This is a genomic window from Marinovum algicola (genome assembly GCF_900109145.1).
Taxonomy (GTDB): domain Bacteria; phylum Pseudomonadota; class Alphaproteobacteria; order Rhodobacterales; family Rhodobacteraceae; genus Marinovum; species Marinovum algicola.
Genome location: NZ_FNYY01000002.1, coordinates 121,980 through 137,827, shown reverse-complemented (window position 1 = coordinate 137,827; position 15,848 = coordinate 121,980). Strand labels below are relative to the sequence as shown.

The window sequence follows — 15,848 nt, the reverse complement described above, 5'->3', positions numbered from 1 at the left end:
GGCGTCAGAGAAATAGGCCAGAGCGGCGCGCGCCACAAGCGGTCAGCTGCGCCGTGCTGACCGGGTGATCGCGCCGGCGATCAGATCGGTGAAATCGGCCTGATCGCGCACCTGGGCGATCTCGTCGGCGGTCACCGTCACACCCCAGTTCCGCGCCATCGCGGCATAAAGCGGCTGGCGGTGCGCCAGCGCCCGGCCATAGGTCCAGCGGATGAAGGCATCGGGGTTCACCTCGCCTTCGCAACAGCCCTCGACCTCGAGATATTCCTGCCAGCAGCGGGCGAGGAAGGCGGGCTGGTAGGCCATCGGTTTGGGGGCGCGGTTGAACCGGCGGATCAGCTCCTGGGTATGCGCCTCGGAGCCTTGGATCCAGATCATCAGTGTGCGCTCGGACAGCGCCGAAAGCACCGGATCGGCGGGGTCTTCGGGATCGACCCATTCGCAGATTGAGCCGCCGGTGTCACAGATGAAATGCGGGTAATCATAAAGCGCCTGCGCCCGGTCGATGAAATAACCGGTGTCCAGCAGCGCGTTGATCTCGGCCTGGCGAAACTGATCCTGCCGCCGGGTGTATTCGGCCATCGGCAGACCGCCCTGATCGGGGTTGCCCGGCTTGCCCAGATAGGCCGAGACCGGGGTCAGGTTGTGGAACGAGATATTGGAGCCGATGTAGATGCTGTCCGACAGCAGCAGATCGCGTAGGAACGGCACCTGCATGGCATGCGCCTTGGCGTTGTCGGCGATGTATTCGCCCATGTAGCGCGTGCCGATGCGGTAATCGATGGAATAGTGGAACCATGCGCCATTGTCGCGCAACATGTTGGAAACATGGGTCTTTCCAAGGCCCGACATGCCAAAGAACAGCACCCGTTTCTTGGGCGCCTGGCGCCAGTCTTCGGCAGTTGAATAGAGCATCTTCTTGGTCCCGCTGAACGTTCGCTTCGCCTAGCACACCCGCCCGCCACGAAAAAGCCCCGCCGCGATGCACGCAGGCGAGGCCAATCCGTGAGCGGATTTTATATCGGCGTCAGAATGCGAAGCCGACAGAGATGCCAAAGCCGGTGGCGGTGTTGTCCGAGAAATCGGTCGGCGTGCCCGATTCCGCATCGCCCAGCCAGGCATGTTCGACACCTGCGGTGATCTTGGCCTTGCCCATGGTGTAGCTGCCGCCGACACCGATCGAGGTATAGCCGTCAGTGGGCGACAGGCGCGAGCTTTCGCCGCCTTTCTTGGATTCATAGCCGGCGCGGGCGAAGACCGAGAATTGGTCCGAGAGCTGACGGCCGACACCCAGTTGATAGGTGAAGGTGTCATTGTCGAAACTGGTGATCTCGCCGCCGGTTTCCGATTCATAGGCGCCGGGCTTGACCTGCCATTTCGACCATTCGGTCCATTTGACCGAGCCGAAGACCAGCGTCTTGGGGGCCACGCCCGACTGGAAATCCAGGGTCACCGATTGCGGCATGATGACCGGCGTGTCGGTGGTGGTCGACACCGGCGAGAAGGTCGGAACGCCGCCCGGCAGGCTGAGCTGGGTATAGGTCTCGCGCGCGTCGAATTCATGTTCGATCTCGGAGCGATAGGTTAGCGCCACGCGCATGGCGAAATCGGGGATTTCATAGGCCGTGCCAAGAATGAAGCCGAGGTCGGTCTCTTTCGAGCTGGAGGCCGAATAATCGCTGACGATCGAGCCCGGCAGCGGGCCGCCGCCCAGCAGGGCCGGGCCGTCGGGGTCGGAGGCGATATTGCCCAGCGCCACCGGAATGGTGATGTCGGCCGAAGAGGTCAGCAGGCTCGCGCCGCCATAGACCGACAAGCGGTCGGACATGTTGTATTTCACGATGGCATCGACGGCGGTGCTGTTCCACCTGGCGGTCAGCCCCTCGTAGAAGCCCTGGCCATAGGCCGCGTCGGCCGCATAGGGCTGCGACATCAGAAGGGCGAAATCGAGCCGGTCGTTGATCGCCATCTTGAGGCCGAACCCAATGTGCCGGGTGGCGTCCGACATGTCGCCGGTGCTGCCGCCGCCGACAAAGGCCGGATAGTCGCCCGACACGTCGGCATCGGTCTGCGAAAACGAGAACTGTACGTAATTGCCCTGCTCGAAAAGGATCGCCTCGGCGGGGCGCGCACGCTCGAGGCCGCCGGCCTGAGCAATGCCTGCAAAAAGGCAGGCCGCAGAAGCGGCACTTGCTACATGTTTCATCTGGATTTTCCTGTCTCTTCCCTGGCTGAACGCTAATTCCTGAGACAGATTTCGGTCAATTCCTGACCCAACGTCACACTTTAGGTTGTTCCGTGACGTTACTTTTCTGTTACGTCAACTCCGCGCACCGGCCCGCGAACCCGTGATGCGGACCAGATATTGAGGTAATTCCCGCCGAAGATGACCAGCGCGCCCAGCAGGACCAAGAGGTCCAGCGGTTCGGAGTAGAACCACATGCCGACCAGCGCGATCACCGGAAGCCGGGCGAAATCGATCGGCATGACGACCGCCGCCGGCGCCAGCTTGAGCGCCGTCGTCAGGCAGAAATGCGCCACCAGCCCGGCAAAGGCGATCAGCACGACCCAAGGCAGGTTGGCCGCCGTGGGCAGTGCGATATCGCCATCGAACCCGGCGCAGATGACGCCGAAAATCGCTTGCATTACAGTCAGGTAGAACAGGATGCAGGTGATCGTTTCGGTCCGGGTCAACAGCCGGGTGAACACCGCCGATCCGGCAAAGCCGATGGCCGCAATTGCCGCCGTGAGCTGACCGAATTCCAATGTCTCGGGGTTGGGCCGGGTGACGATCAGGATGCCGACGAAACCGATACTCGCCGCCAGCACCCGCACCCGTGTCAGCCGCTCGCCGAGGATCAGCGGCGACAGCACGATGACCCAGAGCGGCGAGGTGAACTCGAGCGCGAAGACCTGCGCCAATGGAATCGCAGTGATCGAATAGAACCACAGGTTCTGGCCCGCGAAATGGCTGAGGTTGCGGATTGTGTGCACGCCCAGGTTGCGTCGTGTCACCTGGCCCAGAGTGCCGGTGGCGCGGGCCACGGTGATCACGATGACGAAGCCGATCAGGCTGCGGTACATCATGATCTCGAAGGTATCGAGATCGAGGCTCACCGCCCGGCCGGCAATCGCCATCGCGGTAAAGGACACGATGGCGCCGATCATCCAGAACGCCGCCTTGACGGTCTCGCTCATTTCGCCACCACGGCACAGGCGCGCGTCAGATCACGCGCCACAATGGGCGCCGCTGAGAACAGGGGAGACAGGGTCGCGAAACGAAACATGGCGCGACAGGACCATATGGCGGCGGGAATGGAAAGGGGGCAACTCCGCTTTCGCGGGTTAATGCGATCCCGCTTCCAGCGGCAGCTGGCAGCAGCCGTCAAACAGGATCCGGTCCTTGCCGGCCTCGATCATCAGACTGACCGCATAGGGGTAATCGCGGTCGCTCATGCCGTCCGAGCAGAGCTGTGCACGGATCACCGCGGTCGAGGTCGCGTCGCCGGTGCCATGACGCAGAAGCGCCGGAAAGCCCGTTCGACCGGCGGCGGTGAGCAGATCGGTCAGCGGCAAGGTCGCGGAATTGTTGTTGAAATCCGAATAGAGCGCGGTGTCGCCGGTGTAGCGGATCGACCAGAACGGCTCTGTGCCGCTGCACAACAGCCCCTGCGGCAGGCGGCTTTGGCCGATCATCGCGATGTCGTCGGGCTCCAGAAACCGCATCGCCACCCAGCCGTGGCTCTCTTCCCAGACGATCCGGCCCCAATCGCCGCTTTCGTCGGTGTCGATCACCTCGACGGCGGTCTGATCATGGGCCAGATCGCCGATGTCTTCGCTGTGCGCATCCGGCAGGGCGCGGACATTGAGCGTGTCGTCCGAGGCAACATCGGTGACCCGGAAATAGCCCGGCTCGGCCAGGGCTGTACCGGCAAGCAGGCTGGCGAACAGGGCAAGACGCAACATGGCAATGGCTCCGATTCCAAAGGGGACGAAGCTGAGTATAGCGCGAAATCCGGGCGCGGCATGCGATCCCTTGGCTTATTGCGTGCGCAGGTATTCCATCACCGCATCGCGCACCGATTCCGCGCCGCGCTTGCGTTCGGCATTGATCACCTCGCGCAGCTCGTCGAGGTTGGTGCGCCGCAGCAGATGCTTGACCGGCCCGATCGAGGCCGGACGCATCGACAGGGTCCGCAGACCCATCGCCGCCATGCAGATCGCCTCGATCGGGCGGCCCGCATCCTCGCCGCAGAAGCTGACCTGCGTGCCGGTGCTGTCGCACCGCGCGATGATCATCTCCAGCAGGCTCAGGAACGAGGTGTTGAGCGTGTCGTAGCGGCGCCGCACCCGCTCGTTTTCGCGGTCGGCGGCAAAGAAGAACTGCTTGAGATCATTGCCGCCGATCGAGAGGAATTCCACTTCCTCGAAAAACGCGTTCGGCGCAAAGGCCAGCGACGGCGTCTCGAGCATGGCGCCGACCTCGAGCTTGGAGGGCAGGGGGTGGCCGAGAATCTTTTCGCGCTCGATCGCCTTGTCCATCTCGGCGCGGGCCTGCTTGTATTCGCTGTATTGCGCGATGAAAGGGAACATCACCGACAGCGGCCGGCCATTGGCCGCGCGCAGCAGCGCCTGCAATTGCATCCGCATCACGCCGGGACGGTCAAGCGCCACCCGGATCGCCCGCCAGCCCAGCGCCGGGTTCGGCTCGTCGGTGGCCTTCATGTAGGGCAGCACCTTGTCCGAGCCGATGTCGAGCGTGCGGAACACCACGCGCTTGCCCTTGGCGGCATCGAGCACGCCGGAATAGATCTGCGCCAGCTCTGTCCGCTTGGGCATCTGGTTGCGGATCAGGAACTGCAATTCGGTGCGGAACAGGCCGACGCCTTCAGCCGCCGAACTTTCCAGCGAAGGCAGATCGGCCATCAGCCCGGCGTTCATGTGCAACGAGATCGTCTTTCCGCAAAGCGTCTCGGCCGGCTTGTCGCGGATCGAGGAATAGCGCTCCTGCGCCTTGTGCAGCATCGCCATCTTGTCGCGAAAGGCGGTGACGACATTGTCGTCGGGACGCAGGTGCACCACCCCCTGATCGCCATCGACCATGATGTGATTGCCGTTCAGCGCCTCGGTGGTGATGCGGCTGGCCTGAAGCACCAGCGGGATCGCCAGCGCCCGCGCGACAATGGCGGCATGGCTGCCGACCGCGCCTTCCTCGAGCACGATACCCTTGAGCTGACGGCCGTATTCCAAGAGCTCGCCGGGCCCGATGTTGCGGGCGATCAGGATCGGATCATCGGGCATCTCGGCACCGGTGGCGCTGCCCTGACCGGTCAGAATGCGCAACAGTCGGTTCGACAGGTCGTCGAGGTCGTGCAGCCGTTCGCGCAGATAGGCGTCGGGCACCTGGCCCAACCGGGTGCGGGCGGCGGATTGCTCTTTCTCGACGGCAGCCTCGGCCGAAAGACCGCGCGAGATGTCTTCCTCCATGCGGCGCATCCAGCTTCGCGAATTGGCGAACATGCGATAGGCCTGAAGCACTTCGAGCTGTTCGGCATCGCCGCCCATGGCGCCGGCCAGCATCTGGTCGACGCCGACGCGCAGCTCGTCGACCGCCTCTTTCAGCCGCTCCAGCTCGCGGTGCGGATCGTCGGCGATAGGATTGGTGACCACCACCCGCGGCTCGTGCAGCCAGACATAACCTTCGGCCGCGCCTTCCTGTCCGGTGATGCCGCGGATCAGATGCGGCTGGGTGTGGCGCGCCGAAAGCGCCGCACCCTCGCCGACAAAGACGCCCAGCTCGGCCATCTCGGCCAGCACCATGGCGACGACCTCGAGCGCATAGACCTCGTCGGCGGTGAATTCGCGCGCCTCTTTCGACTGCACCACCAGCACGCCGAGCATCTCGCCCAGCCGCTGGATCGGCACGCCGAGGAAGCTGGAATAAATCTCCTCGCCGGTCTCGGCCATGTAGCGGAATCCGGGCGCCTGCGGCGCATTGGCGGTGTTGACGATATTGCCCTGCCGCGCCACCCGGCCGACAAGGCCTTCGCCGACACGCAGCCGGGTCTGGTGCACCGCTTCCGCCTTCAGACCCTCGGTGGCACAAAGCTCGAGCGTGTCCTCGTCGCGGAACAGATAGACCGAACAGACCTCGGTCTTCATCGAATCCGCGGTCAGATGGGTGATCTTGTCGAGCCTTTCCTGACCGGCGGCTTCCTCCGCCATGAGGTCGCGCAAGCGTCTGAGAAGCTTGCGGCTTTCGCTTTCCGTACCTTCTGGCATATGTCGATGTCCCCTTATTCGGACCGAAGTGTCATGGGCGGGTGTCACGCCGCGGTGTGGCCCTTGTGTCTAACCGCAAACCGCGGCCCTGTCGCGCATCGCCGCCGGCCGGTCCAGCCGCGTCAGCAGGTTTTCGATAAAGGCGAGCCGGTGCGGCACCTGCCGGCGCAGCCGTTCCGTCAGCGCCGCGGGCAGCCGTTCGGGATGGCGCAGCGCCGCATAGGCGATCAGCAGGGTCTCGGCCAGATCCTCGCCGTCCGGGTTTTCGGCGCCATATCCGGTGAGAAATCCGCCATCGGCCTGCTGCGCCGCGCGCCAGGCCTCTGAGGCGGCATGCGGCTGGTCGAGCGTGGCATGGACGCTTTCGTGAAACACCGTTTCCTCCAGATCATGACTGGCGATGCGGCGGGCGAGGTTTTCGGCATAGACCACAAAGAACCGCCCGCGATCCTCGGCAAAGGCGCTTTCGTCGCCGTCGAGCAGCACCACATGATCGAGCTTGGCGCGCATGAACCCCGGCAGCTTGCCGATTGCATGGGCCAGCGGCGTCACCGTCGCCAGAGCCGCGTCGCGGTCGCCCAGCCGGGGATGCGCCCAGATCGGCACCATCGCGCCATCGAGATAGCGCGCATCAAAAAGATGCACGCCCTCGGCCATCAGCGGGCCGCCGCGCTTGTCCGGCATTTCGCGCCGGCCATCGCCGCGGTCGACAAGGCAGGCCAGCGCATCGGGGTCATCGGTCAGGATATAATCGATGTCATTCGAGGTGACCGAGGAAAAGAACAGTGGCTCCGCCGCCGCCGAAAGCGGCAGGCAGGCACCCAAAGCGACGGCAAAAGCCGCGTGTCGCATCACCGATCTCCCCGTTCGGACCCGACTTGCCTAGGCCCGTCGCAGGGCTTTGGCGTCAGGCCGCCTTTTCCAGTTCGAAGGCATCATGAAGCGCTTGCACGGCGAGTTCCATATATTTCCGGTCGATCAGCACGGAAATTTTTATCTCGGAAGTTGTAATGACCTTGATGTTGATCCCCTCATCCGAGAGTACCTTGAACATCTTGGCTGCCACACCGGCATGGCTGCGCATGCCGATCCCCACCACCGAGACCTTGGCGACACCGGTGTCGGCGACGATATCGTGGAAATTGATCGCGCCCGCGGCCTTGGCGTCGGCCATCGCCTTTTCCGCCCGTTTCACCTGATCGGTGGGGCAGGAGAAGGTCATGTCGGTGCGGCCCTCTTCCGAGATGTTCTGCACGATCATGTCGACATTGACGCCGGCCTCGGACAGCGGGCCAAAGATCGCGGCGGCGATGCCGGGGCGGTCGGCCACCGAGATCAGGGTCATCTTGGCCTCGTCACGGGAATAGGCCACGCCAGAGACGACATTGAGTTCCATGATTTCATCCTCATCGCAGACGAGCGTTCCGGCCGCGTCGTCCATTTCCTCGAAGCTCGAAAGCACCCGCAGTTTGACGTTATAGCGCATTGCCAGTTCGACGGAACGGGTTTGCAGCACCTTGGCGCCCAGGGAGGCCAGTTCCAGCATCTCCTCAAAGGCGATCTTGTCGAGTTTGCGGGCCTTTTCGCAGATGCGCGGGTCGGTGGTATAGACGCCGTCCACATCGGTATAGATATCGCAGCGCTCGGCGCCGAAGGCGGCTGCAAAAGCCACCGCCGTGGTGTCCGAGCCGCCCCGGCCCAGGGTGGTGACGCGGCCGTCGGGGCCGATGCCCTGAAACCCTGCGACCACGGCCACCTGCATGCCCTCGGCGAATTTCGCCGAGATGTTGTCGGTCGGGATCTCGACGATCCGCGCCGCGGCATGGGCGTTGGTGGTCTTGAGCGGCACTTGCCAGCCCTGCCAGCTGCGCGCCGGCACGTCCATTTCCTGAAGCGTCAGCGCCATCAGCCCGGCGGTCACATTCTCGCCGGACGACACGATCGCATCGTATTCGCGCGCATCAAAGAGCGGCGAGGTCTCGTTGACCAGACCGACAAGCTTGTTGGTCTCGCCCGCCATGGCCGAGACGATGACGATCACGTCATAGCCCTTGGCCACTTCCACGCCCACCCGTTTGGCGGCGCGGCGGATACGGTCGAGCGTGGCGACGGAGGTGCCGCCGAATTTCATCACCAGAAGGGGCATGGGATCGTCCTGCCTGAAGTCGTCCGGCGCGGTTTACGCAGATGGATGAAAAAGGGCAAGAGCGCCGATTGGCCGCGCCGGCAGGGTATTGCCCGGCGGCGGTGAGGCCGGGCGAAAGATCGGGACGGCGGCTCAGGCGTAGAGCGGTTGCACCCCCATCTGAAGATGCAGCATGTTCACCGTCTGCTGATCGAGGCCGAGTTCCGAGGCCAGGGTGTCGAGATATTGCGCCTCGGCCTCGGTATCCACGCGGATCGGCATCAGCGACATCGAATAGACCTGCATCTTCTGCGCGTCCGGCGTGTCGCGGGCCAGAGCCTCGGGGTCGACCTCGGCGGAGAGCTGTTTCTTGACGAAAGCCAGGCTCTCGGCGTCGGCATCCTCGCCCACGGTTTCGAGGATCTTCTTCTTTTCCGCCGCGTCGATCCCGCCATCGGACTTGGCCGCCTGGATCATCGCCCGCAGCATCAGCCCGGCGGCGGCTTCCGCCTCGGGCGCGCCGGGGGTGTCGGAAACCTGGTCGAGCATCGCGCCCACGCCCTTGCCCTGGGCCGCCGCGGCGCCGCCGGCCATCGAGAGCAGCCCGGCCAGCCCCGCGCCGCCGGCGCCCGAGAGCAACCCGCTGCCCTTGGCGTCCGCGCTCTGGCCGCCGCCCATCATGTTGCCCATCATCTCTTGCAGGTTCATCCCGGCGCCGCCGCCGGCCCCCACCATCCTGGCAAACATGTCCTGCGCCTGCGTCATGCTCTGGGCGCCGCTCTCGCGCATCTGGGCCATCATGCCGCGCATCTGCTCCATGCCGGGCATCTGGCCCAAGGCCTCGGCGGTCGGGTTCTGGCGCGCCTTTGCCGCGCCCGAGGGCACCTGCGCGCCGCCCAGCATGCCGCCGAGCCCCTGGTTCCTGCTCAGGTGATCCACCCCGCGTGCGGCGGCGTACCCCAGCGCAACCTTGGCCAAAGTGCCCATCAATCCCATGTCATATCCTCCCGTTGAAATGGATTGCTGCCACTCTGGCAGGTTTTGCCGCGCAAGTAAGGGGGGAATCCCGCCGGCGTCAGATCAGCCGCAACAGGCGCAGCGCCAGCAGCACCAGGATCACCGAACCGGCCATGCCGAAACAGACGATGGCAAAGCCCCAGGCCGTGTCGGTAAAGGGCAGCCCGCCGACGTTCATGCCGAACAGCCCGGTGACAAACCCCAGCGGCAGAAAGATCGCCGCCACCACCGACAGCCCGTAGCCGTTGCGCGAGAGCTGATCGGCCTTCTGGGCATATTGGTGATCGGCCAGCGCCCCCAGCCGCTGGTGCACTGCGTCCAGTTCCTCGAGCGCGCGCTGCGCCCGGTTGGCGCTCTCGCGGATCTCGTCATGGGGCAGGGCGAGGCCGTCCGGTGGCCGGGCCTCGAGCCGGCGCAGGGTCTCGCTCTGCGGCCGCAGGTAGCGCAGCAGGCGGATCGAGGCGCGGCGCAGTTCGGGCAGCGGCGCAAGCACATCGGGTGGGCAATCGGGATCGAGGATCGCCTCTTCCAGCGCATCGACCTGATCGTCAAGCTTGAGCGAGACCTGTTCGATCCGGTCGACCAACCGCTCGGTCAGTTCGGCCACCAGTTCGCCGGGGCCGCCGGGCAGGCAATGGCCGGCCTCGAGATCGGCCTGCAATTCGCGCACGGCAAAGATCGGCCGGTGCCGCAGGGTGACCACCAGGTCGCGGCCGGCCCAGAGCCGCAGCGAGACCATGTCATCGGCCTGCTGCCCCGGGTTGAAGTTCGCCCCCCGCAGGATCAGGATCAGCGACTCGCCCAGGCCCAGATAGCGCGGCCGGGTTTCCGGCTGCACAAGCACCTCGGCCGCCTCTTCGGAAACCAGCTGGCCGACCCGCGCCACCGTGCCCGGCGCCGCCAGGTCGAAATGCACCCAGCGCCAGTGCCCCCGGGCAGCCTCCTGATCCAGCGCGCCGGCCTGGGCCCGTCCATCGGCGTCGATATCGAAGACAAAGAGCGCCATCAGACGAGGTCCGGCTCGCGGCCCAGCCGGTTGGCCAGTCGGGTCACGCTAAGGCCCTGAACGATGATCGAGAAGATCACCACCACATAGGTCGCCGTCAGGATCACCGGTTTCCATTCCCCTTCGGGCAGCGACAGCGCCAGCGCGACCGAGATGCCGCCCTTGAGCCCGCCCCAGGTCATGATCGGGATCACGTCGCGCGGAAAGCTGCGGAACGGGCGCAGCACCAGCACCGGCACCGCCACCGCCAGCAGCCGCGCCACCAGCGCCAGCGCGATCGACATCACCCCGATCATCAGGTCGCCGACGTCGAAGGCCAGGGCGAAGACCTCGAAACCGATCATCAGAAACAGCACGGCGTTGAGGATCTCGTCGATCAGCTTCCAGAAGGCATCGACATAGTTGCGGGTCTCTTCAGTCATGCCGTGCTTGGCACCGATATCGCCGATCAGCAGCCCGGCGCAGACCGCCATGATCGGCGCCGAGACATGGAGATAGACCGCCAGCTCATAGCCGCCGAAGGCCAGCCCCAGCGTCAGCAGCACCTCGAGCGAATAATCGTCGATCCGCCGCATCAGCCGGAAGGTGAGCCAGCCCAGCACGATCCCCAGCACCGCGCCGCCAAGCGCCTCTTGAACAAACAGCAGCGCCGCCGCCTCGAGCCCGGCGTCATGGGCGCCGCCGACAGGAAAGGCGAGGCCGACCAGCACCAGAAAGACCACATAGCCGACACCGTCATTGAACAGCGACTCGCCGGCGATCTTGGTTTCCAGCTCCTTGCGCAGATTGGCCTCGCGCAGCACCCCGAGCACCGCCACCGGATCGGTGGGCGAGATCAGCGCGCCGAAGACCAGCGCCACCAGCAGCGGCATGCCGGTGATCCAGAAAAAGCCGAAGCCCGCGATCACCGTAGACAGGCCCACACCCAGCGTCGCCATCAGAAAGACGATCCGCCATTGCGCCCGCAGATCCGAGAGCTTCACATGCAGCGCCCCGGCAAAGAGCAGCAGCCCCAGCATGCCTTCGAGCAGCGCGTCGGAGAACTCCAGCCCCTGCACGGTGGCCCGCACCGTATCGGCCAGCCCCAGCGCCGGCAGCGCCAGATCGAGCGCCATGATCCCGAAAGAGGCCAGCAGCGCCACGACCAGAATGCCGATCGCGGCGGGCAGCTTCAGGACAAGATAGTTGATCGCGCCAAAGAGCCCCGCCAGAACAATCAGCAGGGATGTGATTTGCAGAAAATTCATCGTGCTACCTGCCTTGGCCCCGGTGTCTTCAGCGGTAGCACGCGGCCCGCCACAGAGCCAGAGCCTACAGTTTGAGCGACATCAGGGAGTAGCCGTCCCGCAGCTCGAAATGCGCCTTGCGATAGAGCCGCTGGGCGGATTTGTCCTCGCGCTTCACCTCCAGATGCAGCGCCTTGAGCCCGGCATCGCGCAGCGCCCGCGGCAGGGAATAGAGCACATCGGTCGCCATGCCGCGGCCACGCACGGCGGGGCGGATGTAGAGCTCGTCGACAAAGCCGTCCATGCCGCCAAACTCCAGCGACCAGCCGAAGCTGAGGATGATATAGCCCACCGGCGCCTTCTGCGGCCCGATCAGATAGACTGCGCCATGCGGCGAGCCTTCGAGCAGTGGCAGAACGGCGGCGCGGCGCCGGTCGTCATCGGTCTCGAGGCCGGTCTCGGCGCAGAATGCGGCGGTCAGCGGCATCAGCCGTTCGATGTCATCCGGTCCGGCGAGGTGCAATCTGGTGCTCATAGGCGGGCCAGCCTTTCCGTCAGCAGGGCAAAGAAGCCGTCGCCATCCACATCGCCGATGAACAGCGCATTGGCCGGCCGGTCGGTCACCCCCCACCAATCCGCCACGGTCATGCCGAGCGTCAGTTCAGAGCCGGTCTCGATCTCGACATTGATCTTGCGACCGGAAAACAGCTCGGGCTTGAGCAGCCAGGCGATCACGCAGGGGTCATGCAGCGGCGCGCCGTCAGAGCCGTATTTCTCCTTGTCGAAACGTTCGAAGAAATCGGTCATCTCGGCCACCGCCACGCCGACCGGCGTTGCCAGAGCACGGAACGCGTCGTTGCGCGCCTTGGTGACCAGCGCCTTATGGGTCACGTCCAGCGGCATCACCGTGATCGGTGCGCCGGATTTGAACACGATATCAGCGGCTTCCGGGTCGACGTAAATGTTGAACTCGGCGGCGGGCGTGATGTTGCCCACCTCGAAATAGGCGCCGCCCATCAACACGATCTCGCGCACCCGCGCGGCCACGTCGGGGGCCCGTTCAAAGGCCGTGGCGATATTGGTCAGCGGGCCCAGCGGGCAAAGCGTGACCGTGCCCTCGGGCTCGGATCGCAGGGTCTCGATGATGAAATCCACGGCGTGCATTTCCTGCAAATCCATCGTCGGATCGGACAGCACCGGCCCGTCGAGCCCGGTCTTGCCGTGCACATGTTCGGCCGTCACCAGCCGCCGTTTCATCGGGCTGTCACAGCCGGCAAAGACCGGGGTTTCCGGCTTGCCGGCCAGTTCGCAGACGATGCGGGCGTTCTTGGCGGTCAGCGCCAGAGGCACGTTGCCGGCCACGGCGGTGATGCCCAGCACCTCGATCTCTTCGGGGCTGGCCAGAGCGAGAAGGATCGCCACCGCGTCGTCCTGTCCGGGGTCGGTGTCGATGATGATCTTGCGTTGGGTCATGGGACCTCGTTCAGGGCAGGGCTGTTTGCGCGCCAACTTGTCAATCGCGGCGCCGAGAGTCCATAAGCGGTTTGCCGCCAGAATGTGTCAGGCGGCGCGCGGACGGATCATTCCGCGGCCCGCCGTTCGGCCGCCTTGGCGGCGTCCCAGAGCGCATCCATCTCGTCCAGGTCCGAGTCGGCCGTTGATCTGCCCTGCGCTGCAAGTGCGGCCTCTATCGATTTGAAACGGCGCGTGAATTTTGCATTGGCCCGGCGCAGCGCGGCCTCGGGGTCGACCGCCAGATGCCGTGCGAGATTGGCCATGACAAAGAGCAGATCGCCCATCTCCTCTTCGACCTTGTCCTGCGGCAGGCTCTCGCGCGCCTCGACCAGCTCGCGCGCCTCTTCGGCGATCTTGTCGAGCACCTGTTCGGTCTCGGGCCAGTCAAACCCCACCCGCGCCGCGCGTTTTTGCAACTTGAACGCGCGGAGCAGTGCCGGCAGCCCGACCGCGACGCCATCGAGCGCGCCTTTCTGCGCCTTTTCCGCCCGTTCCGCGGCCTTGATCGCCTCCCAGTCGCGGGTCTGCTGCTCGGGGCTCTTCTCGCGGCTCTCGGCGCCGAACACATGCGGATGCCGCGCCACCATCTTGTCGGACATGGTGTTGGCCACGTCGTCAAAGTCGAACAGCCCGGCCTCCTGCGCCATCTGCGCATGGAACACCGACTGGAACAGCAGATCGCCCAATTCGCCTTTCAGTTCGCCCCAATCCTGCCGTTCGATGGCATCGGCGACCTCATAGGCCTCTTCGATGGTGTAGGGCGCGATGGTGCTGAAATCCTGTTCGATATCCCAGGGGCAGCCGGTTTCGGGATCGCGCAGCCGCCGCATGATTTCGAGCAGCCGCGGCATGCCACCCTGCGGATCCTGGATCAAAGCGTCGTCAGCCATTGCAGCCCCCGGTCATTTGCGATTGTCTGCACCCTGTCGCGGGGCGGGCACGAAGTCCAGACACCGGCCGATCCGAAGGGGAATGACCATGGCGCTGGAAGACGCAAAAACCAAGGTAGACGAGGCGTTTACGCGGGAAAGTTACACCGGGCTCGGCTTTGAGAACACCTTTGGCGGCGCCACCTCCTTTCTGCGCCGGCGCTACAGCAAGGATCTCTCCGGCGTCGACCTGGCGGTGACCGGCGTGCCCTTCGATCAGGCGGTGACCAATCGCCCCGGCAGCCGTTTCGGCCCGCGCGCCATTCGCGAGGCCAGCGCCCTGCAAAGCCCTGACGCGCCCTATGGTTGGGGATATAACCCCATGGAAGAGCTCAAGATTGTCGATTACGGCGATCTTGCCTTCGATTATGCCAAGGTCTCCGAATTTCCCGAAACGCTGCAACGCCATATTTCCGGCATCCTGGCCAAGGGCGTCGGCACGGTGACGCTGGGCGGCGATCACTTCATCACATTGCCGATCCTCAAGGCCTATGCCGAGGTCTTCGGTCCGCTTTCGGTGATCCAGTTCGACGCCCATTCCGACACCTGGACCGATGACGATCTCGACCGCATCGACCACGGCACCTTTCTTTACAAGGCGATCAAGCTGGGGCTGGTCGATCCCTCGCGCTCGGTGCATGTGGGCATCCGCACCGACAACCCGGATCGCCACGGGATGCACCTTATCGATGCGCGGGATGTGCATGAAAACGGGGCGAAAAACACCGCCGCCAGGGTGCGTGAGATCGTCGGCGACAGCCCGACCTACCTGACCTTTGACATCGATTGCCTCGATCCCGCCTATGCGCCCGGCACCGGCACGCCGGTCTGGGGCGGGCTGACCACCGCGCAGGCCGCCGTCGCTTTGCGCGCGCTGGCCGGCATCAACATGGTCGGCGGCGATATCGTCGAGGTCTCACCACCCTTTGACACCACCGGCGCCACCGCCATCGCCGGCGCCCATGTGGCGACAGAGCTGATCTGTCTCTGGGGCTGGAACCACCTGAAGAAAGGCGCGTAACTACATGAAGATCATATATATTGCCCTCCTGTTTCTGGACGGCGCGGTGGTGGCCGGGGCGGTTTGGGTGCGCTTCGCGCCCGACGACCCGGCGCGCTGGCATGTCACCTCGAGCCTCACCGATCCGGGCCACCACGGTGGCGCCAACAGCCATGTCTACCGGGAACCGCTGGCCGAGGGCGGGCAAGAGCGGTTCGCCGCATTCGATGCCGTCATTCGCGCCACCCCCCGCACCGAGGTGCTGGCCGGTTCGCTCGAAGAGGGACGGATCACCTATGTCACGCGCAGCAAGCTGATGGGGTATCCCGATTACACCACCCTCAGTCTGACCGAGACGCCGCAGGGCGCGCAGCTCGAGGTGTTCAGCCGGGCGCGATACGGCAAGTCAGATCTTGGCGTCAACCGCGCCCGCATCGAGGGTTGGCTCGCCGCTCTGTGAGGCGCCGAGACAGCCCTGCGCCACCTCGCGCCACATCGGCACGTTGAGCGACATCTGACACTGCGCCATGAACATGCGGCCATCGACCTGAAGACAGATGGTCTGGCCCAGCTCCACGCGGGCGCCGTTTCGGTCGGTGCAGTAACAATCGACGGTGCGTCCGCCCGGGCCGGTCACATCGGCCAGGGCAGGCGCCGCAAGCAGCCACAAAAGGGTACTTCCTCTCACCATGAGAGCAGTTTATCACGAAACTCCCAAACCTGACAATTCTGACCGGCAGAAGCCTCC

16 protein-coding genes are annotated in these 15,848 nt (G+C 64.8%); 2 read left to right on the top strand and 14 right to left on the bottom strand.

Going from position 1 to position 15,848, the window contains the following annotated elements; all coding sequences use genetic code 11:
- Nucleotides 1-42: 42 nt before the first annotated feature.
- The 13 genes from BMW90_RS03655 to mazG form a co-directional block, all read right to left on the bottom strand.
- The gene (locus tag BMW90_RS03655; protein WP_048531101.1) at nt 43-915 is read right to left on the bottom strand and encodes a hypothetical protein; all 873 of its coding nucleotides are present in this window, start codon (nt 913-915) and stop codon (nt 43-45) included.
- 112 nt (nt 916-1,027) lie between these two features.
- Nucleotides 1,028-2,206 carry an OmpP1/FadL family transporter gene (locus BMW90_RS03650; protein ID WP_074835040.1) on the bottom strand — a complete coding sequence of 393 codons (1,179 nt, stop codon included), beginning with the start codon at nt 2,204-2,206 and terminating at the stop codon, nt 1,028-1,030.
- A 98-nt stretch (nt 2,207-2,304) separates the two neighbouring features.
- Nucleotides 2,305-3,198 carry a DMT family transporter gene (locus BMW90_RS03645; RefSeq protein WP_074835038.1) on the bottom strand — a complete coding sequence of 298 codons (894 nt, stop codon included), beginning with the start codon at nt 3,196-3,198 and terminating at the stop codon, nt 2,305-2,307.
- 147 nt (nt 3,199-3,345) lie between these two features.
- Nucleotides 3,346-3,966 (bottom strand): COG3650 family protein, encoded by a 621-nt coding sequence (locus tag BMW90_RS03640; protein ID WP_048531107.1) that lies wholly within the window; start codon nt 3,964-3,966, stop codon nt 3,346-3,348.
- A 75-nt stretch (nt 3,967-4,041) separates the two neighbouring features.
- Complete coding sequence (gene ptsP / locus BMW90_RS03635) at nt 4,042-6,282, bottom strand: phosphoenolpyruvate--protein phosphotransferase (protein ID WP_074835036.1); 2,241 nt, start codon at nt 6,280-6,282, stop codon at nt 4,042-4,044.
- 69 nt (nt 6,283-6,351) lie between these two features.
- Nucleotides 6,352-7,134, bottom strand: a complete 783-nt coding sequence (locus BMW90_RS03630; protein ID WP_074835035.1) for a hypothetical protein — start codon at nt 7,132-7,134, stop codon at nt 6,352-6,354.
- A gap of 55 nt (nt 7,135-7,189) precedes the next feature.
- Entirely contained in the window at nt 7,190-8,428 is a 1,239-nt protein-coding gene (locus tag BMW90_RS03625; RefSeq protein WP_048531112.1) for an aspartate kinase, read from the bottom strand.
- Nucleotides 8,429-8,560: 132 nt separating this feature from the next.
- Nucleotides 8,561-9,403: a tellurite resistance TerB family protein gene (locus BMW90_RS03620; RefSeq protein WP_074835033.1), complete on the bottom strand. Its 843-nt coding sequence runs from the start codon at nt 9,401-9,403 to the stop codon at nt 8,561-8,563.
- A 79-nt stretch (nt 9,404-9,482) separates the two neighbouring features.
- Complete coding sequence (locus BMW90_RS03615) at nt 9,483-10,430, bottom strand: CorA family divalent cation transporter (RefSeq protein WP_074835032.1); 948 nt, start codon at nt 10,428-10,430, stop codon at nt 9,483-9,485.
- Nucleotides 10,430-11,677 (bottom strand): cation:proton antiporter, encoded by a 1,248-nt coding sequence (locus tag BMW90_RS03610; protein WP_074835030.1) that lies wholly within the window; start codon nt 11,675-11,677, stop codon nt 10,430-10,432. The genes BMW90_RS03615 and BMW90_RS03610 overlap by 1 nt, the downstream gene beginning before the upstream one ends.
- A gap of 64 nt (nt 11,678-11,741) precedes the next feature.
- Nucleotides 11,742-12,191 (bottom strand): GNAT family N-acetyltransferase, encoded by a 450-nt coding sequence (locus BMW90_RS03605; protein WP_074835028.1) that lies wholly within the window; start codon nt 12,189-12,191, stop codon nt 11,742-11,744.
- A complete protein-coding gene (locus BMW90_RS03600) occupies nt 12,188-13,129 on the bottom strand; it encodes a nucleoside hydrolase (protein WP_074835027.1) in 942 nt (313 codons plus the stop codon). The genes BMW90_RS03605 and BMW90_RS03600 overlap by 4 nt, the downstream gene beginning before the upstream one ends.
- A 107-nt stretch (nt 13,130-13,236) precedes the next feature.
- Nucleotides 13,237-14,061, bottom strand: coding sequence for a nucleoside triphosphate pyrophosphohydrolase (mazG, locus tag BMW90_RS03595; RefSeq protein WP_074835025.1), 825 nt, complete (start codon nt 14,059-14,061; stop codon nt 13,237-13,239).
- An 88-nt stretch (nt 14,062-14,149) separates the two neighbouring features.
- On the opposite strand from mazG, the gene speB reads away from it, so the two are divergent.
- Entirely contained in the window at nt 14,150-15,121 is a 972-nt protein-coding gene (gene speB / locus BMW90_RS03590; protein WP_074835023.1) for an agmatinase, read from the top strand.
- A gap of 4 nt (nt 15,122-15,125) precedes the next feature.
- Nucleotides 15,126-15,560, top strand: coding sequence for a DUF1499 domain-containing protein (locus BMW90_RS03585; protein WP_074835022.1), 435 nt, complete (start codon nt 15,126-15,128; stop codon nt 15,558-15,560).
- Here the strand turns inward: BMW90_RS03585 and BMW90_RS03580 are convergent.
- Entirely contained in the window at nt 15,507-15,791 is a 285-nt protein-coding gene (locus BMW90_RS03580; protein WP_074835020.1) for a hypothetical protein, read from the bottom strand. The two genes, BMW90_RS03585 and BMW90_RS03580, sit on opposite strands and share 54 nt — an antisense overlap.
- Between the last annotated feature and the right edge of the window lie 57 nt (nt 15,792-15,848).